20 protein-coding genes are annotated in these 21,973 nt (G+C 69.4%); 9 read left to right on the top strand and 11 right to left on the bottom strand.

The window, feature by feature from the left end:
• The first annotated feature begins 401 nt into the window (after positions 1-401).
• Complete coding sequence (locus tag FRAEUI1C_RS10790) at positions 402-896, top strand: pyridoxamine 5'-phosphate oxidase family protein (protein ID WP_013423326.1); 495 nt, start codon at positions 402-404, stop codon at positions 894-896.
• A gap of 87 nt (positions 897-983) precedes the next feature.
• Here the strand turns inward: FRAEUI1C_RS10790 and FRAEUI1C_RS10785 are convergent, their stop codons facing one another.
• Complete coding sequence (locus FRAEUI1C_RS10785) at positions 984-1,685, bottom strand: DNA alkylation repair protein (RefSeq protein ID WP_041260591.1); 702 nt, start codon at positions 1,683-1,685, stop codon at positions 984-986.
• Between the two features lie 239 nt (positions 1,686-1,924).
• On the opposite strand from FRAEUI1C_RS10785, the gene FRAEUI1C_RS10780 reads away from it, so the two are divergent.
• On the top strand, positions 1,925-4,192 hold the full coding sequence (locus FRAEUI1C_RS10780; RefSeq protein WP_013423324.1) for an MMPL family transporter: 2,268 nt from the start codon (positions 1,925-1,927) through the stop codon (positions 4,190-4,192).
• 109 nt (positions 4,193-4,301) lie between these two features.
• On the opposite strand, the gene FRAEUI1C_RS10775 is transcribed toward FRAEUI1C_RS10780, so the two are convergent.
• The 3 genes from FRAEUI1C_RS10775 to FRAEUI1C_RS10765 are packed head-to-tail and all read right to left on the bottom strand — an operon-like array spanning position 4,302 to position 6,765.
• Positions 4,302-5,171 carry an NAD(P)-dependent oxidoreductase gene (locus FRAEUI1C_RS10775; RefSeq protein ID WP_232425498.1) on the bottom strand — a complete coding sequence of 290 codons (870 nt, stop codon included), beginning with the start codon at positions 5,169-5,171 and terminating at the stop codon, positions 4,302-4,304.
• Positions 5,168-5,689 (bottom strand): nuclear transport factor 2 family protein, encoded by a 522-nt coding sequence (locus tag FRAEUI1C_RS10770; protein ID WP_013423322.1) that lies wholly within the window; start codon positions 5,687-5,689, stop codon positions 5,168-5,170. The genes FRAEUI1C_RS10775 and FRAEUI1C_RS10770 overlap by 4 nt, the downstream gene beginning before the upstream one ends.
• Positions 5,686-6,765 (bottom strand): zinc-binding dehydrogenase, encoded by a 1,080-nt coding sequence (locus FRAEUI1C_RS10765; RefSeq protein ID WP_013423321.1) that lies wholly within the window; start codon positions 6,763-6,765, stop codon positions 5,686-5,688. Before FRAEUI1C_RS10765 ends, FRAEUI1C_RS10770 begins: the two co-directional genes overlap by 4 nt.
• A gap of 163 nt (positions 6,766-6,928) precedes the next feature.
• On the opposite strand from FRAEUI1C_RS10765, the gene FRAEUI1C_RS10760 reads away from it, so the two are divergent.
• The 5 genes from FRAEUI1C_RS10760 to FRAEUI1C_RS10740 all read left to right on the top strand — a co-directional run bounded on the left by FRAEUI1C_RS10760 (position 6,929) and on the right by FRAEUI1C_RS10740 (position 11,610).
• Positions 6,929-7,531, top strand: coding sequence for a helix-turn-helix domain-containing protein (locus FRAEUI1C_RS10760; protein ID WP_041260590.1), 603 nt, complete (start codon positions 6,929-6,931; stop codon positions 7,529-7,531).
• Positions 7,532-7,565: 34 nt separating this feature from the next.
• Positions 7,566-8,522 (top strand): ABC transporter ATP-binding protein, encoded by a 957-nt coding sequence (locus tag FRAEUI1C_RS10755; RefSeq protein ID WP_013423319.1) that lies wholly within the window; start codon positions 7,566-7,568, stop codon positions 8,520-8,522.
• Positions 8,519-9,313, top strand: coding sequence for an ABC transporter permease (locus FRAEUI1C_RS10750; protein WP_013423318.1), 795 nt, complete (start codon positions 8,519-8,521; stop codon positions 9,311-9,313). The genes FRAEUI1C_RS10755 and FRAEUI1C_RS10750 overlap by 4 nt, the downstream gene beginning before the upstream one ends.
• Before the next feature lie 12 nt (positions 9,314-9,325).
• On the top strand, positions 9,326-10,090 hold the full coding sequence (locus FRAEUI1C_RS10745) for a MerR family transcriptional regulator (RefSeq protein WP_013423317.1): 765 nt from the start codon (positions 9,326-9,328) through the stop codon (positions 10,088-10,090).
• Positions 10,091-10,227: 137 nt separating this feature from the next.
• Positions 10,228-11,610, top strand: a complete 1,383-nt coding sequence (locus FRAEUI1C_RS10740) for a serine/threonine-protein kinase (RefSeq protein ID WP_198318742.1) — start codon at positions 10,228-10,230, stop codon at positions 11,608-11,610.
• 179 nt (positions 11,611-11,789) lie between these two features.
• On the opposite strand, the gene FRAEUI1C_RS10735 is transcribed toward FRAEUI1C_RS10740, so the two are convergent.
• Positions 11,790-12,359 (bottom strand): TetR/AcrR family transcriptional regulator, encoded by a 570-nt coding sequence (locus tag FRAEUI1C_RS10735; protein WP_013423315.1) that lies wholly within the window; start codon positions 12,357-12,359, stop codon positions 11,790-11,792.
• 102 nt (positions 12,360-12,461) lie between these two features.
• On the opposite strand from FRAEUI1C_RS10735, the gene FRAEUI1C_RS10730 reads away from it, so the two are divergent.
• Complete coding sequence (locus tag FRAEUI1C_RS10730; protein ID WP_013423314.1) at positions 12,462-13,943, top strand: MFS transporter; 1,482 nt, start codon at positions 12,462-12,464, stop codon at positions 13,941-13,943.
• A gap of 31 nt (positions 13,944-13,974) precedes the next feature.
• Here FRAEUI1C_RS10730 and FRAEUI1C_RS10725 read toward each other — a convergent pair whose 3' ends face one another.
• The 5 genes from FRAEUI1C_RS10725 to FRAEUI1C_RS10705 all read right to left on the bottom strand — a co-directional run bounded on the left by FRAEUI1C_RS10725 (position 13,975) and on the right by FRAEUI1C_RS10705 (position 19,050).
• Positions 13,975-14,514 carry a dihydrofolate reductase family protein gene (locus FRAEUI1C_RS10725; RefSeq protein WP_232425378.1) on the bottom strand — a complete coding sequence of 180 codons (540 nt, stop codon included), beginning with the start codon at positions 14,512-14,514 and terminating at the stop codon, positions 13,975-13,977.
• A 250-nt stretch (positions 14,515-14,764) separates the two neighbouring features.
• Positions 14,765-15,619 (bottom strand): class I SAM-dependent methyltransferase, encoded by an 855-nt coding sequence (locus FRAEUI1C_RS10720; protein WP_041259176.1) that lies wholly within the window; start codon positions 15,617-15,619, stop codon positions 14,765-14,767.
• Positions 15,620-15,638: 19 nt separating this feature from the next.
• Positions 15,639-16,547, bottom strand: coding sequence for a hypothetical protein (locus tag FRAEUI1C_RS10715; protein ID WP_157734899.1), 909 nt, complete (start codon positions 16,545-16,547; stop codon positions 15,639-15,641).
• 984 nt (positions 16,548-17,531) lie between these two features.
• Positions 17,532-18,104 carry a hypothetical protein gene (locus tag FRAEUI1C_RS10710; protein ID WP_157734898.1) on the bottom strand — a complete coding sequence of 191 codons (573 nt, stop codon included), beginning with the start codon at positions 18,102-18,104 and terminating at the stop codon, positions 17,532-17,534.
• 361 nt (positions 18,105-18,465) lie between these two features.
• Positions 18,466-19,050, bottom strand: a complete 585-nt coding sequence (locus tag FRAEUI1C_RS10705; protein WP_198318741.1) for a dihydrofolate reductase family protein — start codon at positions 19,048-19,050, stop codon at positions 18,466-18,468.
• 123 nt (positions 19,051-19,173) lie between these two features.
• Here FRAEUI1C_RS10705 and FRAEUI1C_RS10700 point away from each other — a divergent pair, with 123 nt between their 5' ends.
• A complete protein-coding gene (locus tag FRAEUI1C_RS10700; protein WP_157734897.1) occupies positions 19,174-19,872 on the top strand; it encodes a hypothetical protein in 699 nt (232 codons plus the stop codon).
• A gap of 114 nt (positions 19,873-19,986) precedes the next feature.
• Here the strand turns inward: FRAEUI1C_RS10700 and FRAEUI1C_RS37520 are convergent, their stop codons facing one another.
• On the bottom strand, positions 19,987-21,960 hold the full coding sequence (locus tag FRAEUI1C_RS37520) for a lamin tail domain-containing protein (protein WP_013423307.1): 1,974 nt from the start codon (positions 21,958-21,960) through the stop codon (positions 19,987-19,989).
• Positions 21,961-21,973 lie beyond the last annotated feature (13 nt).

Raw genomic sequence — 21,973 nt, 5'->3', positions numbered from 1 at the left:
AGGCTCCCCTGCCTTGGAAGATCACATCAGGCGATCGAACGGTAGCAGGGAAGACCGACAATCCTGCCGTGGCTCATCGGTCGGACCGGCGACAGCCCGGTGACTGACTGGTAACCGTCGCACAATCGAGTCCGGTCACGCCGCCCCTGCGCGGTGAGAATATGGGCACTCGCGGTGGGTGCCCGGGCGGCTGGTAGAAGTGGCGGTCCAGCGACGCGGAAAGCAGGCGACTGGATCGCACGCTGGAGGGCGGCGGGATCGGGTCGTGACCCGCCCGGAGCCCATGGGGGTCACCGAGTCGGGTCCCGGGCGGCGCGGTCGTCGCGCTGGAGGCTCCGTAGACCGAGAGGACCGGTCGTCGCACCGTGACCGTGGTTGGCGAGGGGCCGTAACCTGCTGGCGTGCTGACGGTGGATGCCCACGAACTGGCCAGGACGGCGCTGGACCTTCTACGGCGCAATCCGTATGGGTTTCTCACCACGGTCGCCGGCGGTGTACCGCATACCCGCCTCGTCCAGCACCTCGCGGTGGAGGACGACGCCACGGTGTGGATCGGGACCAGCCCGCGGTCCCGTAAGGCGGCCGAGGTCGCGGACAACGCTCAGGTGTGCTTTGCGGTTGAGGACCGTGCCGCCTTCGCCTACGTCGCCGTTCAGGCGACCAGCTCCCTGGTCCACGCAGAGGAGGAGCGGGTGGCGAGGTGGCGGGAGGGGCTGGAGGCATTTTTCCCGGACGGGCCTCGCGGCGACGACTTCGTGTTGCTGCGCCTTGCCCCGGTTCGGCTGGAGCTAATGAGCTTCGTTCACGGCGTTCATCCTGACCCCTACGGACTACTGCCCGCGGTCCTGGGACGAAGCGATGACGGATGGGCCGTGCTGCCCGCCCGCAGGGAGTGACTGGCCAGGCTGGCCCGGTGCCGGCTGTCGCGCAGCGCGTACGGCCTGATCGCACGCAGGCGCCGCACCCCTCGGCGCGGGACCGGGCTAGCCGATGTTCTTCAGGGCCTCGCGACGGGAAAGCGGTGACAGCGCGTCGCCGCGGGCGGTGACGAAGCGACGGACCTCGGCCGGGTCCGTCCAGGCGTACTGGCGCAGCGCCCAGCCGATCGCCTTGCGGACAAAGAAGTCCCGGTCATCGAGGTTGGCGTCGATGCAGGCGTAGAGCAGCCCCAGGTCGGTCGCGGCCTTGAACGACAGCTGGCAGATGATCGACGTCCGGCGTCGCCAGAGGTCGCCGTCGCGGCTCCAGGCCAGCATCACGGGACGGATCACGGCGGGCTCGGCGGCGAGCAGCGGCCCGACCCGGCGGGAGGCGATCTCGTCCACGTAGTCCCACCACGCGCCGGTCGTGATCATCTCCTCGTACATGCCCAGCGTGGCGGGTCGCTGGTAGGCGCGGTAGGCACGGTGGCCGGTCAGGTCAATGGCCGCGTACCGCTCCTCCCGATACTCCGCGTGCCGCCACAACGCGAGGACGGTGGCCGTCCAGCTCGCCGGGTCCGGAAGTGTCCGCGCGGTGAAAACGGGGCGAAGCGCGCGTTCCCGGATCGGCTTCGGCACGCCGAGGTACGGCATCGCCGACTTCATGTACGCCTGCATACCCGGCGCCTTCGCCTGATCGGCCGCGGCGGCGAGCGCCGCCCGAACCGCCGTCACCAGACCGTCGTCGGCTGTCCCGTCGGCCATTTCGTCAGCCTTCGTCTCCACGGCCGAGATGGTGCCGCCCCCGGCCGGCCGGCCGTTCGCGGGGGCCTGGGGGCTCGCGGACGATGACCGCGCCCGGCCGGCGGCCGGCAGGATGCTCGTCACTCTTGGCCTTCCAACGGCCGACCGGCCGAATGCATGTGTAAAACTGCACTTGATCCGGATACAACCGTCGATGCTCCGTTGTTTCGATGGTTGCCAGACGTTGAGCGGGAGTACTGTTGAGAGGGATCGCTGAGTTCGCCGTCCGTCGCCGATGGTTTGTCGTCGCCGGTTGGGTTCTCTTCGTCATCGCAGTGCAGGGTATCGCCGGCGCGATGGGCGGAGCATCATACAAGGACACGTTCAGCCTGCCGCACACCGAGACCGCGGCGGTGGCGAACCTGCTGAAGGACGCCGGCCTGAACAACCAGAACGGCGCCGCGGGCACGGTCGTCCTGAAGGACCGGGCCGGAGCGTTCAACGCGGCACCCGCGCAGCTGCAGCCGGCCCTGATCAAGCTTTGTGGTTCAGGCAATCATGTGGCTTTGATCGCGACGCCGTGGCAGTCGATCGACTGCTCGAAGGGCGCAGCGGTCGGCCCGGGAAGCCCGACCCTGCTCAACCACTCCCGCGGCTCCAACACGGCTCTGGTCAGCATCACCTGGGAAAATGACCACTACGACGCCGCACTGTTCAAGGGCGTCTACGACGAGCTGAAGACCCTGGGCAGCGACCAGCTGCAGGTTGAGTTCACCGGCGACGCCTTCAGCGGCATCGGGCAGAGCGCCGGCTCGGGCAGCTCGATCCTCATCGGCTTCCTCGCCGCGCTCATCATCCTGGCGATCGTCTTCCGTACGGTCGCCGCCACGGTGCTGCCACTGGCCAGCGCGGTGGTCGCGCTGGTGAGTGGTCTCGGCGCGATCTACATCCTCAGCCACGCCATCAATGTGTCAAATATCACGCCATTCCTGGCTGAGTTGATGGTGATCGGCGTCGGGGTCGACTACGCGTTGTTCATCGTCACGCGGCATCGCCGCAACCTGCGGCGCGGAATGCCCGTGTCCGAGTCCATCGTGAATGCGATCAACACCTCCGGTCGTGCTGTGCTGTTCGCCGGCTCGACCGTGTGCATCGCGATCCTTGGCCTCATCGCGCTCGGCGTGAGCTTCTTCAACGGCATGGCAGTGGCAACCGCACTCGCGGTCGGGTTCACCATGATCGCCTCGCTCACGCTGCTGCCCGCGCTGCTCAGCCTGTTCGGGCTGAAGGTGCTGCCCAGGAAGCACCGGGCGGCCGCGCGCGCCGGCGAGTTCCTCGACGGCAAGCCGGTGGGCAAGTGGGCTCGTTGGTCGCAGTTCGTCGCCCGCAACCGCATCGCGGTCGCGGTCGTCGCCGGCGCGGTGATGGTCCTCATCGCCCTGCCGTTCTTCTCGATCAATCTGGGCGCCAGCGATCAGGGCAGCGATCCGAAGGGCTCCACCACCCGGTCGGGCTACGACCTGATCGCCGGGGAGTTCGGCGTCGGCTACAACTCCACCCTGGAAGCCGTCGTGAGCGGCCCGGGCGCCGCGGACAAGGCGTACCTGGAGCGCGTGTCCACGACGCTGGCCGCCGTCCCGGGGGTCGACCGAGGCAGTCTGGGCACGAGCCAGCTGACCAGTGACGTCGCGTTCGTGACCTTCAAGACGACGACGTCGCCGCAGTCGGAGAAGACGTACACGCTGGTCCGGCACCTGCGGTCGAGCGTTCTCCCACCGCTGTACGACGGCACGGGCAACCGGATCTACGCCTACGGCGGCACGGCCGTGAACGTCGACTTCGCCACCGTGCTCGGGCGCAAGATGCCGCTGTTCATCACGGTCGTCGTCGGCCTGTCCTTCATCCTGCTGCTGCTCGCCTTCCGGAGCCTGGTCATCCCGGCGACCGCCGCCGTGATGAACCTGCTGGCCGCGGCCGGTTCCTTCGGCGTGGTGGTGGCGATCTTCCAGTTCGGCTGGCTCTCCGACAGCATGGGGGCCGGGCCAGGCGGGCCGATCGACGCCTGGATGCCGGTCATGCTGTTCGCCATCCTGTTCGGCCTGTCGATGGACTACCAGGTGTTCCTGGTCAGTCGCATGCACGAGGAGTGGGTGCACACCCGCGACAACAGGCGATCGGTGACCATCGGCCAGGCCGAGACGGGCGGCATCATCACCGCCGCCGCCCTGATCATGATCGCCGTTTTCCTCGGCTTCCTGCTGAGCCCAGGCCGGCCGATCAAGATGTTCGGTACCGGCCTCGCCTCGGCCGTGTTCCTCGACGCGTTCATCCTGCGGACGGCGCTCGTGCCGGCGCTGATGAACATCTTCGGCAGGTCCAACTGGTATCTCCCCCGGTGGCTCGACCGGATCACCCCCCACTTCTCCGTGGAGCCGGCCGACGCGGCGGTCGCCTTGCCGTCGCAGGCCGGACCGGCTGACCGTGACCGGCCGGAGGACGAACGGGAGCTCACCCGAACCGCGCGTTAGAAGGTCACCAGTACGAGGGAAGTGAGCTGCCAGCGAGTCCGGCAGCCGTGCTGCGCGGTCGGTGCCCACAGGCGGGCGCCGGCCGCGCATCGCTGTCCGTGCCAAGCGCCTACTCCGCCTGGCCGAGGACCTTCTTCTCGACCGCGTCCGACGCCAGGACCGTTCCGAGGATGCCGAGGTCCGCGCCGGCGCCGTGGGCGACCGCACGGACGACGTTGACGTCCTTGAGCATCAGGGCGCCGATGCGGCCGGCGACGGCCTCGACCGAGCCGCCACCGGCGACGACGCTCAGCCCGCGGCTGGCGCCGCTGCCGTGTTGCAGCGCAGCCAGGATCGCCGGCTCGTCGATGCCGAGTGAGCCGGCGAGGCGCACCGCGTCGACGGCGAGCCCGACCTGCGCGACGAACAGGGCGTTGTTGACGAGCTTGACCCGCTGGCCGTTGCCGAGGCCGCCGACGAACATGACGGGCGCGGCGTAGGTGTCCAGCAGCGCGCGGGTGCGGTCGAGCAACGCCTCGTCGCCGCCGACCCAGAGGGTGAGCCGCCCGGCGGCGATGTCGTGCGGACCGCCCGACAGGGCCGCGTCGAGCACCCCGACCCCACGGGGGGCCGCGGCGTCCGCGAGCAGCCCGGCGGTGGCGGGATGAGACGTGGTGTGCTGGACCAGCGTCGCGCCCGGCCTCATGGCGGCGAGGACACCCTCCGGCCCGAGGCACACCGAACGAACCTGTTCGTCGGTCAACACGACGACGAACACGGCGTCGGCCTCCTGGACCGTCTCCGCCAGCGTCGCGGCCCAGGTCAGCCCGTCCGCCTCCGCCGCCGCCCTGGCCTCCGGGCGGCGCACCAGGACGGTGACCTCATGGCCCGCGGCCCGCAGCCGGTCGACGATCGGGCGGCCCATCCGGCCCGCTCCGACAAATCCGATCTTCACTCGTCCTCCAGACGGATGCTGCCCGACGACAGGTTCAGGGTTCAGGCCGGCGTGCGTTCGACGCCAGCGGTGGGCGGCGGCGGCGCGAGCATCTCGCGGTGTTCGGGGGTGCCGTCGAGGCTGGCGTTGACCCGCTCGCGGATCCGCCAGCCGTCGGTGGTGCGGACCCAGCGCCAGGTGTTCGCGGAGACCCGGGCCACCCAGAACCGGTCGGCCTCGGGGTCCCAGCGGATGTTGAGCGCGTAGCTGCGGCCGGTCGCCTCGTCGCCGTCGACCACGATGTGCGGCACCGTGAGCACGTGGCCGCAGCCGTTGCGAATGAGGCTTTGATGACCGCCGTTGACCATGTCGGCGATGTCGCCACGGCCACGCATCCGCAGGTGCGGAACGGCGTCGAAGGTGCCGTCCTCGGTCCACAGCGCCGCCGTGGCCTGGGCCGACCCGCTGTCGACGGCGGGCCCGTACTGGGCGACCAGCTGCATGATCTCGACCTGGTCCTCGAGTGTGCGAACCCTGGTCGCCAACGTCTCGACCGCGGCACGAAGCTCGTCGATCTCACTCATGCGGTAGTCCTCCCCTGGGCTGAAGGCGTGACGATGATGCGGACGGGCCCGGTGGCGTCACGGGCGGCGGCGAGCCCGTCGGCGACCTCGTCGAGACCGATGGTCTGGCCCAGCAGCGGGGTGACGTCCAGGCTGCCCGAGCAGACCGCTTCGAACGCCTCGTCCCAGTGATCCATCGACGGGCCGCCGCCGAACTGGATGTTCAGGCCCTTGCGCTTCGCGGTCAGCGTGTGCAGATGGTCGCCTTCCGGCGGGCCGCCGACGGAGTAGATCCGGGTGCCGCGCTCGCAGCCCTTGATGATCGAGTCCAGGACCCCGGGAACGCCGACGCACTCGAAGACGACGCAACCCGGCAGGCCGGCGACCGCCATCAGCTCCTTCATCGACTCGGCCGGCCCGGAGACGACGTCGCGCCAGGCCTGGAACGGCGAGATCTCGGCGGGGTCGACCACCACGTCGGCACCCATCGCCAGCGCGGTCGCCCGCCGCGACGCCACGAAGTCGACCGCGACGATCGGACCGACGCCCAGGCGCCGCAGCTGCGCGATCGCGGACAGCGCGATCGCGCCGCAGCCGATGACGAGCGGTACCTCGCTGGTCGTCACCTGGGCCCGGGAGGCGGCCGACCAGCCCACCGAGATCGCGTCGGCCACGCACACGATCTCACTCGGCAGGTCCGACGCCACGACCCTGGTGATCGCCTCGCTCATCAGGAAGTACTCGCCGAACCCTCCGGGCGATTCCGGATTCTGTCCGATGATCTTTCGGCCGGTGGGAGTCGCGAGGATCGGCAGCGAGCTCACCCGCGTGCCGACCGGGATCCGCCGCTCGGTGTCGGGGCCGTAGCCGACGACCTCGGCGCAGTACTCGTGGCCCATCACGATGTCGACCTCGGGGTCGTAGGTCGACATCCCGCTGTCGTCGTCGGCGCCGGCGTCCAGATGGTCCATGAAGTGGAGGTCCGACGCGCAGATCCCGCACGCCAGCGACCGGACGAGCAACTGCCCCGGCCCTGGCACCGGATCCGCGACGACGCGCGCCTCGACCGTCCCGCCCCGCAGCACAGCAGCCCGCATCAGCCTCTCCCTCACGCTCGCGGCCAGGACACCTTCCGTCCAGCGACTGTAGCCACGGCACGCATGTTATAGAAGATGTCGTCCTAGAATTTTATAGAAGACCGTGACCTGAAAAGTCGTGGTGGCGAGGCCGGGCGCGACCCCGGGCCTTACGATCGTGAACATGGCAGAGCCCGCCCGCCGCCCGGGTCGACCGCGCGACACGAGCATCGACGACCGGGCACTGGCGGCGACGCGCGAGCTGCTCGTCGAGCGGGGCTTCGAGGCGACGACGATCCAGGCCGTCGCCGCGCGCTCCGGCGTGCACGCCTCCGCCATCTACCGCCGCTGGAGCTCGCGGATCGAGCTGATCGAGGAGGCCACCTTCCCCGGTTTCAGCCCGCTGGCCGTCCAGCCGACCGGAGACCTCCGCCGCGACCTGCGCCGCTTCGTCCGCGCCTACGCCGCCGCCTTCGACGCCCCCGCGGCCCGCGCGGCCGGCGCCGGCCTGATCGCGCACCATCAGGCCACCAACCAGCGCAACCCTCCGGAGCTCTACCTCCGGGTCTCCACCCGGCCCCAGTTCCAGGACATCCTGCGCGCCGCGCCCCCCGGGAGCATCGACCCCGACATCGACCCCGACGACGTCTTCGACATGCTCCTCGGCGCTATCCTCGCCCGCACCGTGCTGTCCACCGTGACCACCCGCAGCCGCCCCCTCGAACGCACCGTCGAGATGATCCTGCGCCTTCTGCAGCCCCAGACCAGCACCTGCGCCTCGGCTTGACCTTGACCCTGCGTCAGGCCTCCACCATGGCGGCATGGCAGCTACCACCCCCGCGATCGAGGTCGTCGGGCTCACCAAGTCCTACGGCGACCACACCGTGTTGGCCGGCCTCGACCTGACCGTCCCGCAGGGCTCCGTCTACGCCCTGCTCGGTCCCAACGGCGCCGGCAAGACGACCACCGTCAACATCCTGTCGACCCTGTTGGCCCCCGGCGACGGCGAGATCCGCGTCGCCGGCTTCGACGTACGGAGCGAACCGGCCGGCGTGCGCGCCGCGATCGGTGTCACCGGGCAGTTCTCCGCGATCGACGAGCTGCTGACCGGCCGCGAGAACCTGCGGCTGATGGCCGACCTGGCGCACCTGGACCGGGCGACCGCGACGGCCGCCGTGACCGCGATGCTGGAGCGTTTCGACCTCGTCGACGCGGCCGACCGGCGGGCGCAGACGTACTCGGGCGGCATGAAGCGGCGGCTGGATCTCGCGATGACGCTCATCGCCCGACCCCGGCTGATCTTCCTCGACGAGCCCACGGCCGGCCTCGACCCGCGCAGTCGTCGCGACCTGTGGGCGATCGTGCGCGAGCAGGTCGCCGACGGCGTGACGGTCCTGCTGACGACCCAGTACCTGGACGAGGCCGACCAGCTGGCCGACCGGATCGGGGTGCTCGACGGCGGCCGGCTGGTCGCCGAGGGCACGGCCGCCGAGCTGAAGCGACAGGTCCCCGGCGGGCACGTGACGGTCCAGTTCACCGACGCCGCGGGGCTGGCCACGGCGGCGGCTACGTATCCGCGGGCCATCTCCAACGTTCCGGCGCTCACCCTCCAGGTTCCGAGCGATGGCAGCGTCGCCGCGCTGCGCCAGGTGCTCGACGGCCTCGACGACGATCGCGTCGTCGGGCTGACCGTCGAGTCCGCCGACCTCGACGACGTCTTTCTCGCACTCACCGGCCACGCGGCGCAGGCGCCCGTGGCGCAGGAGGTCTCCGCATGAGCACCACCTACACCGTCCGCGACTCGGCGACGATGCTGCGGCGCAACCTGCTGCACATCCGCCGCTACCCGTCGCTGTCAATCATGCTTGTCGCGCAGCCGATCCTGTTCCTCCTGCTGTTCGTGTACGTGTTCGGCGGGACCCTCGGCGCCGGCCTGCCGGGCCACCCGGGCGGCGGCGACCGCGGCGACTACCTGGTCTTCATCACGCCCGGCATCCTGATCATGACCGTCGCCAGCGTCGCGCTCGGCACCGCGATCTCGACCGCGACCGACATGACCACCGGGATCATCTCCCGGTTCCGCACCATGAACATCGCCCGCGCGTCGGTGCTCACCGGCCACGTGCTGGGCGCCGTCCTCAAGACCGCCTTCGCCGTGGTGATCGTGACGGCGTTCGCGTTCCTGCTCGGGTTCCGCTCCGGCGCCAGTCCGCTCGACTGGCTCGGTGCCGTCGGGCTGCTGGTCCTGATCGCGTTCTCGCTGACCTGGCTGACGGTCGGCATGGGCCTGGCGGCGGACAGCGTGGAGACGGCCAGCAACACCCCGCTGTTCCTGGTGATGCTGCCGTTCATCAGCAGCGGCTTCGTGCCGACCGACGCGATGCCGGTCGGGCTGCGCCAGTTCGCGCAGCACCAGCCGTTCACCCCTATGATCAACACGCTGCGCGCGCTCGTCACCGGCACTCCGACGGACGCCGACCTGTGGCTCGCGATCGGCTGGTGCGCCCTGATCGCGCTGCTCGGGTACCTCTGGTCGCGTCGGCTGTTCCTGCGCGTGCCGACGAAGTAGGAGACTGGCCCGGTGCTCACGATCAGCCAGCTGGCGTCGTATGCCGACGTCACCGTGCGCGCGGTGCGGCATTACCACGCCAAGGGCCTGCTGCCGGAGCCGGAGCGCGACCGCTCCGGCTACCGGCGGTACGACGCCCACGCCGTCGTCGAGCTCATCAAGATCCGTACGCTCGCCGAGGCCGGTGTCCCGCTCGCCCGCGTCCGCGAGCTGCTGGCCGCGGACGAGGAGGAGTTCAGGGCCGCCGTCGCCGACATCGACCGACGCCTGCGCGCGGAGATCCGGGAGCGACAGCGCCACCGCGAGCGGATCGCGCAGCTGGCGGCCGGCGACAGCCTGGCCCTGCCGCCGGAAGCCGTCGCCTACCTCGACCGGTTACGGGAGCTCGGGCTGCCGGAACTGATGGTCGGGGGCGAGCGGGACTCCTGGATCCTGGTGGCCGCCCAGCTCCCGGAGCACATGCCGCTCTACATGAAGCTCAAGCAGCAGCAGTTGGACGACCCGGCGACGCTCCAGCTCTACCGCGACCTCGCCGAGATGATCCACTGGGACGTGGACGACCCCCGGGTGGCGGCCGTGGGCGACCGGCTCGTCGCCGCCATCGAGGCCGACGCCGAGGGCTGGGACGGCTACGACGCCATGATGCCCGACGATCTCGCGCAGTTGCTCGACTCGGTCTTCCTCGACTCGGTCCCGATCGCCCGCCGGCTGCTGGAGCGGCTCGAGGAACGCGGCTGGCGTGGCTGGAGCAAGCTCGAGCGCATCCCGTCGCGGTAGCCGCCCGTCCGATCCTCCGGCGCGGTCGGGTCCACCGGCGCCGGGACCTGGAGTCGCGGCCGCCAAGGTCCCGCAGCCGCCTCGGGCCACGTTCGCCCAGGCCGGCAATTCAGGTTTATATGACTATATTTCAGGCCGTGACGCATGATCTGGGAAGGATGCTGGCGGGCCGGTATCGGCTGACCGGAATGCTGGGGCAGGGCGGCATGGGCGCCGTGTGGCGCGCTCATGACGAGCAGCTGGGGCGAGATGTGGCGGTCAAGGAACTTCGGCTGCCCGAGCAGCTCACCGCCGCCGAGCGGACCAACTGGATCGCGCGGCTGGATCGAGAGGCGCGCGCGGCCGCCCGGCTGAAGCATCCGGGAATCGTCACCATCCACGACCGCGTCACAGGCGAGGACGGACGGCCCTGGATCGTCATGGAGCTGGTGCACGGCGGCTCGCTGGGCGACCTGCTCAAGTCGACGGGACCGCTGCCGCCCGAACAGGTCGCGGGTATCGGGCTCCAGGTGCTCGCCGCCCTGTCCGCCGCGCACCAGGCGGGCATCACCCACCGCGACATCAAGCCCGCCAACATCCTCCTGGAAGACGACCGCGTCGTCCTGACCGACTTCGGCATCGCGGCCCTCGACGGCGACGCCACCCTGACCGCCTCGGGCATGCTTCTGGGAACGCCGGCCTTCATGGCTCCCGAGCAGGTAAATGGCCTGCCCGCCACGGCCGAGTCCGACCTGTGGTCCCTGGGCGCGACCCTGTACACCGCGGTGGAGGGCCGCCCTCCGTTCAGCGGTACGAACCCTGGCGCGGTCCTGGTCTCCGTCGCCACGCAGGACCCCGCCCCCGCCCTGCGGGCCGGCCCCCTCGGGGCGGCGCTCAGCGGCCTGCTGCGCAAGGAGCCCGCGCGGCGACCCACCGCCGATCAGCTCCGGGAGATACTCCTGCCCCTCGCCGGGGGCCGGCGCGGGGCCGCGACCCAACCGGCACCGCCGCGCGTCACCGGGGAGCCGCCGGTGGGCCCACCCACCGCCCTCCGGCCTCCCGCAGCGACCCGCTCCCCCCGGCTGACTCCCGGCCTGCGCACAGCGATCATCGCGGCGGTGCTGGTCCTCGCCGCGGGGGCGGCGACGGTTGGGTACGTGTTGCACAAGAACGGCCACTCGGACGCGACAGCCGACGCCTACCGCGCCAACCTGCGCGTCGCCCAGGCGATGAAGGCTCCCCCCGGCTTCAGTCGACGGTCCGTGACAAGGCTCACCGAGGGAAAAGCGCGCGTGACCTACGCGGCATCCTCGCGCTGCGTCGCCGAGTGCGGAACCCAGCTGCGACCGGTTCTCGAATGGCTGCGAGAGTTTCCCGGCGTCGCCGCCGTGTATCCCCCGAAGACGGGCGAGAATATCGCAATCTGTCACAAGTCTGGCGACTGCCTCATTGCCGTCACGCCCTACCGGAAGCCGGCCATTGTCGGCGGCGACTGGTACGGCCAGGACGGCGAGCTCTTCGTCCAGATCGACGTCGGTTGAGCCGGTGGGCCGGACGGGCGAACCCCTCCGGCTCGAACACGGGTACCGCCGGGAGCTCGATCACCGCGCCCACCTCGACGGGGTCACCGGCGAGCGTCGGCACGTCGCCCCGCATATGCCAGGGATAGGTCAGAAGCACCAGCGGCCGGCCGGCCGGCGGTGCGACCGCGCTCCCCACGTCACGCGCTATCACATCCGTGATACAGACCTTCGGTCAGGAGGCGGAGGAGGCGCGCTGTTTCGTCGGGGTTCCCTTCGGCGGCGATGGCGACGCCGTTGGTGAGGCGGAGCAACTCATCCACGGTCAGGTCGGGGCGAATGACAGCGCTTTCCTGGGCGTGGGCGAGGAGCGTCGCGGCCGCGGCCTGCATACCCTTGCAGGAGGCGGAGAGTTCCGTCTCCGGGTCGCGCAGGACGGTCATGACCGAGGCGGCGAGGCCGCGGTACGTGGTCATGTGGGTGATGAAGGAACGCAGCCACGTGATCAGCGCGGCCCGCGGATCCCGGTCGGCGAGAAGTCGCTCGGCGGTCGCCCGAAGGTCGTCGTAGCGGTCGGTGAGCAACGCCTCGACAAGGTCCTGTCTGGTCGGGAAGTGCCGGTAGAGCGTCGCGTTGCCGATGCCGGCGTACCGGGCGACGTCGTCGAGCGCCGCGTTCGTCCCTTCTTTGGCGAACACCTCCGCCGCGGCGGCGAGCAGGCGCTCGTAGTTGCGCCGGGCGTCGGCACGCATCGGCCGATCGCTGGTCATGACCCTCCTCCGATCCCGGCTCAGCCGCTTGCCTAAGTGGGGAGTCTCCCCGTATCGTCCCTCAACGGCAACCAGGGAGATCCCCCACTTACGGGAGTCTAGATGTCCAGCTCCGCGCAGGCCCTGCCCCGGACAGCCGACGACGCGCGACCGACCGAACGGCCCGGCGTCGCGCTGGCGATCATCGTCTCGTGTCAGCTCATGCTGATCGTGGACGCCTCGATCGTGAACGTGGCACTGCCCAGCATCCAGCGCGGCCTGCACTTCTCCGCCATCGGCCTGGCCTGGGTACCCAGCCTGTACACCCTCGTCTTCGGCGGGCTGCTGCTGGCCGGCGGCCGGCTGGGTGACGTCCTTGGCCGGCGGCGGATGCTCGTCGCCGGCATCGCGCTGTTCACCGTCGCCTCGCTCGCGGGCGGTTTCGCCACCACCAGCGGCTGGCTGCTGGCCACCCGGGCGCTCCAGGGCGCGGGCGCCGCGCTCGCCGCACCCGGGACCCTGTCCCTGATCGCCGCCACCTTCCCGCCGGGACAGGCGCGCAACCGGGCACTCGGCGCCTTCTCCGCCGCGGCCGGCGCCGGCGTCACCATCGGATACGTCCTCGGCGGCGTACTGACCGCCGAGCTGTCCTGGCGGTGGGTGATGTTCATCAACGTCCCGTTCGGGACCGCGATCCTCTTCGTCGCCCCACGCTTCCTCGCCGAGCCCGAGCGGCATCCCGGCCGCATCGACGTGCTCGGGGCACTCACCGCCACCCTCGGCATGGGCTCGCTCACCTACGCCTTCGTCCGCGTCGCCGGCACCGGCTGGGCGGACGGCCGGGCGCTCGGCGCGTTCGTCGCCGCCGCCGTGCTCCTCGCGGCCTTCGTCGGCTGGCAGAGCCGCGCCACACATCCGATCATGCCCCTGCGGCTGTTCACCGACCGCAACCGGGCGATCGGCCTCGCGAACATGTTCCTGCTCGGCGCCGCACTGGCCGGCACTATCTATTTCCTCAGCCAGCTCCTCCAGGAGGCGCTCGGCATGGGCCCACTTCGCGCGGGCCTGGCCGTGCTGCCGATGGCTCTCACCCAGATCGCCAGCTCCCGCGCCGCGCCACGCCTCGTGTCGCGCATCGGTCCCAAGCCCAGCACGATCGCCGGCACCGTACTGATCACCGCGGCCATGGCCTGGCTCAGCCGGATCTCGGCGGGAAGCGGCTACGTCTCCGGCATCCTGGGACCGATGCTGTTGTTCGGCATCGGCATCGGCCTGTGCTTCATGCCCCTCAACATGATGATCCTCGCGGACGTGCCCCGTGAGGACTCCGGCGCCGCATCGGGCCTGCTCCAGACCACGCAGCGGACCGGAAGCTCGGTGGGCGTCGCGGTCCTCGTCACCGCCTTCGGTGTTGCCTCACGGCACGCCGCCGCGCACCTCGCCACCGACGACACCTCCCGACGGGTCCTCGTGCAGGGGATCGCCGCGGGCTTCACCCTGGCCACAGGGTTCTGCGCCTGCGCGCTGCTGCTTGCCCTGGCCATCGTCCAGCCGCCCCGGCGAGCCAGCGGGCCGAGCGACGCGTCAGCCGGCGCCCGCTCGTGACCGCCCGCGTCGAGGCTGAGTCCGGTGAGCGTCAGGAGCTCGTGCGGCTGGGCTCGTATCGCAGTGCGACCGCCCCCGACCGGAATTCCTGGCGTCCGACCAGCTTCAGCTCGAGCCGCTCGCTCAGGCCGGCGAACAACGTCGGCCCGTGGCCCGCCACGACGGGCAGCACGACGAACTCGTACTCGTCGATCAGTCCCAGATCCGCCAGGGCCAGCGGGAGGGTCACGCCTCCCACGAACAGGCCGCTGCCAGGCTCCCGCTTGAGCCGCGCGACGGCCTCCCCCAGATCACCCCGCACGAGCTCAGCGTTCCAGTCGACCCGGTCCAGGGTGCTCGACACGACGTACTTCTTCGCCGCATCGATCGTCTGGGCGAAGGGGATCATCCAGTCAGCCATCCAGTCAGGCCACGTTCCCGTCGTCGGCCGCCGCCAGGCCTCCTCCATCATCTCGTAGGTCACCCGGCCGAAGAGAAGGGAATCGGCCCGCTCCAGGCTCGCGGCCCAATAGCGATGCGACTCCTCGTCCGCGATCCCCACCCGATGATCGCAACAGCCGTCGAGAGTCACGTTGATCGAGTATCGAAGCGGTCTCATAGGTTGCTCACCCTCGCAGCGGTCGCAGGCACCTGCCAGACCGTAGTCAGACCGCCCCCGCCACCGCTTCTCATCGGTGGATCTGGGTGATCCCAGGCGGAAAAATCGACACGTACCGCTACAAGCGCAAATCTGATCGTGACGGTCGCACCGTCTCACCCTCCCTTGGCAGCCAACTGGCGACCGTGCCAGGCCTGTCTGGTCGGCAAAAGCCGAAGGAGGGCTACGTGCGCTCCGTGGCCGTGTAGATGTTGTAGCGCCAGGCCTCCTGGTGCTTCCACATCTCCACACCGCTCATCGCGTTGACGGCCTTCTCCGTCTTGCCCAGCCGCCGGGCGAGCGCATAGGGAAAGCGACCGAGGACCGCGAACAGACGCAGCATCGGCAGCATCCGGGCCGTCACGTCTTCCACCGACTCGACCTTGAACGACGCCGATTCGAGCAGGTTTTCGAGATCACCGTGGTTGAGGCGGTGCCAGGCCGGCATCGCGCCCAGTTCACACACGGCGTCGAATGCTGCCCGCGCCGCCGGCAGCAAACACTCGTTTGGCGTCCGCGAGTACTCGAACATGACGAGCCGCCCGCCGGGACGCAGAACCCGGTGGAACTCGGCCAACGCCCGCTCGGCATCGGCGGCGTGCACAAACGTCTCCATCGTGTAGACCCCGTCGAACTCGCCGTCCTCGAACCGGGAGAGGTCGTGGTAGTCACATTCAATGAATCGGGTGCGGTTGGCGAGACCGGCTCTCTCGCTTCGGCGCCGGGCCTCGACGAGGTTAAAATCAAGAATGTCTATTCCGGTGATATCCAGGCCAAAATCGGCCGCCAGCGTACGTGCGACGTCACCCATACCGCAACCTGCGTCGAGCACCCGGGAATCGGCCTCCAGACCGAGACGCTGACCGAGTTGGCGCTCCATGCGGCGCATCGCTGGCGAGAATCGCCATCCGGAATCGCCGGCCTCGTACCAGCCGAAGTGCTTCGTTCCGCGAAGCAGATACAGGTAGCCCAGTCGTGACTCCGTGCGGTCGTAGTACCGAAGAACCGCCCTTTTGTTCTCGTCGCGATTTGGCACCATGATCTCCGTTCTGTCGGCGCTATTGTAGCAGGAAGCCGACCACGGACCCGAGGATGGCGGTTGCGTACTGGACGATGAGGCCAGTTCCATATGGGAGGCTGGGCGCCTCTGCCAACATGTCATATGCGGCGCGCGTACTCGGCGAGTTCTCGCTCACCCGCACTTTCTCGAATATCTCCTCCATGGCGCGCGCCTCGGACAGCTGGTATGCGTCACCCTCAACCAGCGCATCCATCACCGAGAGGCGGAAACGTCGGGTGATCGTGAATATCATGAACTGCGTGAAAGCGCCGACCCACAGCGACAACCCAAGCAGCAGGCCATACAGGTAAGGCAGGTACCCGGCGAATAGCCGTGCACTTACAAAAAGGCCGGGTAACGTGACGGCGAGCGCTCCGAGCGCGAGGAAGATAGCCGAGTAAGCATAGCCTTCCGAGAGCGTCCGGACCCCTGGCGTACGGGCCGGGTCATTCCAACGAAGACTGAGGTCCGTGCACCTGCGCATGAAGATAACCATGATCGGCGGGACTATCAGCCAGTAGCCAACGTTCCCGAGAAATGACATGCTCCACGCAAGGTTGACGGCGATCGCGACATTTCGGGCGGCAAAGTCGCCGCGCGCGAGCAGGATAACGACAGGGATCGCCGCCGCCACGACGGGCGGGGCGGCTTGCCAGATTCCGTATCCACGAAGAACCGGGGAGATGATGCGTTCACGGTGGGTGCTGCTCCGGATAAGGTCGTCAATGGTGTCAAGCCGCCTCAGCGGAAAGGTCCAGGCCAGCGAGGCCGCGCCGAGCATGCCGCCGTTCACCGTGCCCAGCAATGCGAATAGCAGCAGGTCGGCACCGGATAGATCTCCGGTGCCCCCAACCGTCGTCCACAACACCGCGACGGTGAGCAGCCCGGGGCCATAGGACAACGACATCAAACGGAGCATGGCCCACGGACTGCGGGCAGCGGTCCGGTGTGGGTCGCGATTCCCACGGACAACAAAGATGGCGTAGATACGGCGAAAACCGAGGAGCCACGTGTCAGAGAACCCCGACCACGGGGTGCTGCCGTCACCTGACAAGATCGCTGTCCAACACCAACTGGCCCCTTCCAGACAGAACGGTGGGCCACATCGGAGCCACAGTACTAGTGACATGCCGCCCGCGTGGTCGGAACCTCACTGTTCGAGAACACAACCACATCCGCGTTCGGTCGGACCGACCGGAGGCCTAGCAGATTAGGTGCTGCCCACTTCGTCAGTGTCGGGTTATTCAGTAGGCGGTAGTTGAGTGGAGCATCGGTCCGCCATGGAGACAGGACACAGCCGGACTAAACCGGAAACCCAAAGTCACCGATCCAGCCCTGCCGTCGACCTCCCAGATGACGCCTCAGGCCTCTGACCATTAAAAACAGCGGGCCGTCAGCCCATCCGGAACTGACGCGACGTCACTACGCGCTGGATCCGATTTGCGCTTTCGTGGATCTGGGTGATCTGACCTGCTATAGATCGACGCCGGTGTGACCTGGTGAAATGGTCCAACGGCTGTGGCCACGGCACAGCCCCGCGCGCGACCACCGAAGGGCCAAACAACGATCGCTGTTTTCGCCCTCTGGTGGCTACGAGACAGCGCCGGACACGATCACCGGGGAGGGTGACTGCCTGGCACCTCGGCGCCTCGCCGCAGGCAGCGGGGTCTCGCTATCCAGCCGGGCCAAGAGATCGACAATCTGACGCGCTGAGACGACGCGGCCGCGAGAACCCCCGCATGGTGCGGGCGCGTTCACCGACCTCTCCCAGGCGCCCGAACCCTCGTTGTGGCTCGGTCCGTCTCTATGCCGGTCCGACGAATCTGCCACCAACTCTGAGCGAGATCCGCGCTCCCGGTGACAGCCTGCCTAGTCCAGGCTCAGTGCTGGGTCAGGCAGCGGTGGTGACGAAGGAGGCGTCGGTGACGGCGACGGTGGTGAGCGGGCCGGTCTCGCCGCCGACCAGGACGGTCCAGCGCTTGGTGGTCCGGTCGATGCCGCCGGTGGACGATTCCTGGGGCGCCCAGACGATGCCGTGCGAGGCACAGGAGTAGTAGCCGACATAGTCCGGATGCTGCGGCGGGGATCCCCAAGCACCGCCGTCACGGAGCCGACACTGATCACCGTTGGCCAGGCGCAGGCCGAGCGGGACGGGATCCCTGGGCGCGGAGACCTTGGCGACGAGCGCCTGAGCCGTCAGGGCGGTGAGGACGGGCGAGTACGGGTCGCGCAGGCAGAGCATCTGGCGGGCCTGGGCTGTCGGCCAGCAGGCGTCCGCCTCGGCGGCGCTCGGCGCGCAGCTGTAGATGTCTCCGCTGGCGGCGGCAGGCGAGGGATATGCCTGGCTGGTGTCACCGCAGTCGATCGGGGCGTTGGGATCGTCGTCGTTCCGGTCGATGGACCAGCCACTCGTCGCGTGGCCGCGCTGGTCGACCGGGGCCAAATTGATCAGCCGGGTGGCCACCACGGCTGCGCCCGAACGTGCCTTGGTTGGCGTTGTCCCGGCCGGAACCGTCGTCGCGGCGGCCGCTGCCGGCGTCGTCGTGGCCGCTTGGCCGGCAGGCTGCGCTCCGCCGGCGCAACTCGCGAGCATCGTCACCGTCGCCGCTCCGAGGACGGCTGACCATGCGCGGATGCGTCGACCTGTTCTGCCTGCCGACACATCCGCCTCCCGACCGGTCCCAGTCGCCCCGTCGCGTCCATCGACGCACGAACCGTAGTCGCCGGCCATCCTTTCCGTTCTCGCGATGTCCGATGAGCGACGGCGGCGAGCCACGCTCCTCGCCGGGACCGATGTCGGGACGGTGGGCGAGTCGGCGGCGGAGTCAGCTGGCGCGGCGGTAGCGGATGTGGGTGGTCAGCGGGGAGTGAAGCACCTCGGCGGGCTCGAAGCCGAAGGACTCAACACCGTCGAAGATGCGCTCGCCTGAACCGAGCAGGACGGGCGCGATGTCGAGAGTGAGCTCGTCGATCACGCCGGCGGTCAGCGCCTGTCGAACGGTGGACGCGCCACCGGCGATGTCCACCCCTTTGCCCCCGGCGGCCTCACGTGCCGCGGAGTAGGCCGCCTCGAAGCCGTCCGTGACGAAATGGAACGTCGTCCCCCCGTCCATCGGGATCGGATCATGGCGGTGATGGGTCAGCACGAAGACCGGTGCGTGATACGGCGGTTCGGGTCCCCACCAGCCAGACCAGTCCTCGTCCCATTCCCCGCGGATCGGGCCGAACATGTTCCGCCCCATCACATACGCGCCCCGGGGACGCATGAGCCACTCGGTCGCGGTCCTGTCGGCGTCGTTGGCGCGCGGATCCCCCATGTGCCAGCCGTGCAGCTCTCGCCCCCGCTTCCCCAGTGGGTCCTGCCTGCTCTGGTCCGGCCCGGCGACGAAGCCGTCCAGCGAGATCGACATGTGGCAGGTCGTATCCGACACCATGAGCCCCCACGTGGCTGCGACTTGCAAGCGGACGTCCGGACGATAGCGCTCGGGCCGCGGGATCACCGCCGGGGGCGAGAAGGCATACCCTCCTTCACCGTGACAGAACGCCCAGCTAGTTTGGGCCCGGTCCAGGGCCGGCCGAGCGTGATCCCGCTGGACATCTACTGGGGGCGACAAGCGGCGATCGAGCTCTACCCCGACCGGCTGCGGCTCCGGCTGCCGTCCTATTTCGGCGCGAGGCGCATCGAGATCGGCCTCGACGAGGTCGTCGCGGTGCCGGTGTACCGGACCACCGAAAGGCGAGAGTCCCCCGACTGGCAGGCCTATCCGCAAATCGCCGCGGACGGCCTTCTGATCCCCTACCTGGCGACCAGACTCTGCGGACTTCCGCGAGGCGGCATCGACCCCAGGCCACCGACCCTCGTGCTGGCGTTCGCCCTGCCGGTCCGACTGCCACCCCTGCGCCTGCACACCGGGGACAACCCGACGCCCCTCCCCCCGCCGCTCGGCTTCATCGCGTCGCGTGCCCGCGACGGCGTCACCATCGACGGCGCCTTCCTGCGTGCCATCCCCCAGGCGGAGGCCCTGCGGCGGCTGGGCGCCGGCGGGGTCAGCGTCGGCGGCGACTGGCGCACGTGGCAGCGCTCCCACCCGCGCGACGACGCCGCCATCCAGCGTGGCCGCGTGGCCGCCGAGGAGCACTACTACGACGTGACCGGCAATCTCATCCTCGTCTGGGTGCTCCTCCTCGTTCTGGGCGCGGTCGCCGTCATCATCGGCGTCAACCTCGGCTGACCACGGATAGAACCTGCGGAGAGCCCGCTGATGACGAAGCTCCTGGCAGGTGGGGCTCGTTCAGGATCGTGAGCCTGCCCGCCAGGAGCTTCGTCGCTATCCAGTCGTGGACCTTCAGCAGGGGAAGGTGCCGCTGTAGAGGGCGTGTCCGGAGGAGGATGTGCCGGCACCGAAGCCGTAGATGCCGTCGTCGGACCAGACCGCCTCGCGGAAACCGTTGACGCAGGTCGCGGTCGGCGCGAGCGCGAAGCCCTCGAGGTTGTCGATCGGCATGACGGCCGGGTTCGTGTAGGTCACGTCCGGGACGATCACGCCGCTGGCGTCGACCTTCAGGAGGGTGTGCGTCTCGCCGCAGGTGTTGTCGCAGATCGCGATGACGCGCTGCGTTCCGGCGTCGAACAGCACGTCCATCACGGAGGCCTTCCCGGTCGCCACCGCGCCGAACGTGGTGAACGTGCCGTCGGAGTTCAGTCCGTATACGTGCAGCGTGCCGTCCCATTCCAGGCCGGCGAAGAACAGGCCCGAACCGTGCAGCGGGTAGTTCGCCGGGTTGTAGGCGGCGCCGGTGAGCGGGTCCTTCCAGCCGTTCGCCGTCAGCCAGCTGTCCGGCACGTAGCCGACGCCCTCGAAGCCCAGGTTGGCGTCGGCGCTGCTACCGGTGTTGAGCTGCGGGAACTGCGAGGTCATGTCCCACTGGTGCAGCGGCGTCAGCGTCGAGCCGGCCGCCGCGGGGTTGAACTCCATGATCGTGTCCTTGGGGACCGTGTTCGCGGCGTTGTCACGCTCGGACGTCACGTAGACGTGGCCGTTCGCGCCAACCGTCAGGCCCTCCGTGTCCGGCTGGCCGGTGCCGCCTGTGAAATGCAGCTGCTTCCCGGTCGCGCTCCACGAAGGGTCCGGGATCCACTTGCCGCTGCTCTTGACCAGCTTGAACAGCCAGTTCTTGTTCTTGGCCGCCCACAGCACGGAGGGGTTCGCCGGATCGAACGCCAGCCCGCTCAGATCGCGGCCCTCGGGACCGGTCGACGTGATGAACGCGCAGACGTTGTCGGCGATCGTGACGTCGAGGCCACCCGGCCAGGCCAGGGTGCCCGCCGGGCTGGAGCCCGTGCCGGTGGGGGCCTCGGGGGTGCAGCCGCTGGTGAGCGCGCCGCCGCCGCCCAGCAGCTGACCGGTGCCGCCACCGGTACCGCCGCCGGAGCCCGTGCAGGAGTTCGCGCCGCCGAAGGTCGCGGTCGTGGCGGTCTGGAACCAGCCAGAACCGTTCGCGCAGCGCTCATCGGACGGCTTCGCGCCGTCGGTCGCCCAGGTCACCGAGTCGATCGTGTTGCCGCTGCTGTCCAGCAGGAACACCGAGTCGTTGTCCCCCAGGCCGATGGTCGAGTTGAACGTGACGTAGCCCCCCGCGGGGATGCTGGTCGCGCTTGGCGAGGAGGACGAGATCGTCGCCGCGGAGTGGCTGGTGTCGCCGTCGACGTACTTCCACGACCCGACGCTGACCGCGCTCGTTCCACCGTTGTAGAGCTCCACGGTGTCGGAGCCGTCTGAGGTCACCTCGTTGATCCGCACCCGGCTCGCCGCCGGAATCGACGAGGGGCAGCCGGCCGCGTTCGCGGCGCCGAACGTGGCCGCCGTCGTCGTGGTCACCCACGCGCCGGTGCCGTCGCCACCGCAGCGCGCCATCGCCGGCTTCGCCTTGTCGGTGGCCCACTCGACCCGGTCGACCACCGTCCCGCCGGGCGTATAGATCACCAGCTTGTCCGCGTCGCCGAGCCCCTTGGGCGAGTTGAACGTGACGAAGCCGCCGGCCGGGATCGTGCTGGCCGAGGGGCTGAACGACTGCGGCGAGAAGCTGTCGTCGGACATCTTCCAGCCGCTGATACTCACCGAGGCCGAACCGGCGTTGTACAGCTCCACTGTGTCGTTGTTCGACGAGGTGACCTCGTTGATCCGGACGTTCTGATAACCGGCCGGGTCGGCGGCGGCCGCGGGCTGTGCGGCGAGCACCCCGGCGACGGCGAATCCAGAGAGGGTCAGTGCCCCGGCGCACACCGAGGCGACGCTGACACGCGGGCGAAAAATAGGCACGGGGCCGCACTCT

It is taken from the genome of Pseudofrankia inefficax (assembly GCF_000166135.1).
In the GTDB taxonomy this organism is placed as follows: domain Bacteria; phylum Actinomycetota; class Actinomycetes; order Frankiales; family Frankiaceae; genus Pseudofrankia; species Pseudofrankia inefficax.
Note: the sequence above shows the minus strand (reverse complement) of the source record. Positions and strands in the feature narration are given on the sequence as shown.

Bases quoted from the DNA above. Each gene is read 5' to 3' on its own strand.
- FRAEUI1C_RS10765 (WP_013423321.1), bottom strand. From the start codon at position 6,765: ATGCGGGCTGCTGTGCTGCGGGGCGGGACGGTCGAGGCGCGCGTCGTC.
- FRAEUI1C_RS10760 (WP_041260590.1), top strand. From the start codon at position 6,929: ATGGCAGAGCCCGCCCGCCGCCCGGGTCGACCGCGCGACACGAGCATC.
- FRAEUI1C_RS10735 (WP_013423315.1), bottom strand. From the start codon at position 12,359: ATGACCAGCGATCGGCCGATGCGTGCCGACGCCCGGCGCAACTACGAG.
- FRAEUI1C_RS10770 (WP_013423322.1), bottom strand. From the start codon at position 5,689: ATGAGTGAGATCGACGAGCTTCGTGCCGCGGTCGAGACGTTGGCGACC.
- FRAEUI1C_RS10730 (WP_013423314.1), top strand. From the start codon at position 12,462: ATGTCCAGCTCCGCGCAGGCCCTGCCCCGGACAGCCGACGACGCGCGA.
- FRAEUI1C_RS10705 (WP_198318741.1), bottom strand. From the start codon at position 19,050: ATGTCGATCTCGCTGGACGGCTTCGTCGCCGGGCCGGACCAGAGCAGG.
- FRAEUI1C_RS10755 (WP_013423319.1), top strand. From the start codon at position 7,566: ATGGCAGCTACCACCCCCGCGATCGAGGTCGTCGGGCTCACCAAGTCC.
- FRAEUI1C_RS10715 (WP_157734899.1), bottom strand. From the start codon at position 16,547: ATGTCGTTGTCCTATGGCCCCGGGCTGCTCACCGTCGCGGTGTTGTGG.
- FRAEUI1C_RS10785 (WP_041260591.1), bottom strand. From the start codon at position 1,685: ATGGCCGACGGGACAGCCGACGACGGTCTGGTGACGGCGGTTCGGGCG.
- FRAEUI1C_RS10720 (WP_041259176.1), bottom strand. From the start codon at position 15,619: ATGGTGCCAAATCGCGACGAGAACAAAAGGGCGGTTCTTCGGTACTAC.
- FRAEUI1C_RS10750 (WP_013423318.1), top strand. From the start codon at position 8,519: ATGAGCACCACCTACACCGTCCGCGACTCGGCGACGATGCTGCGGCGC.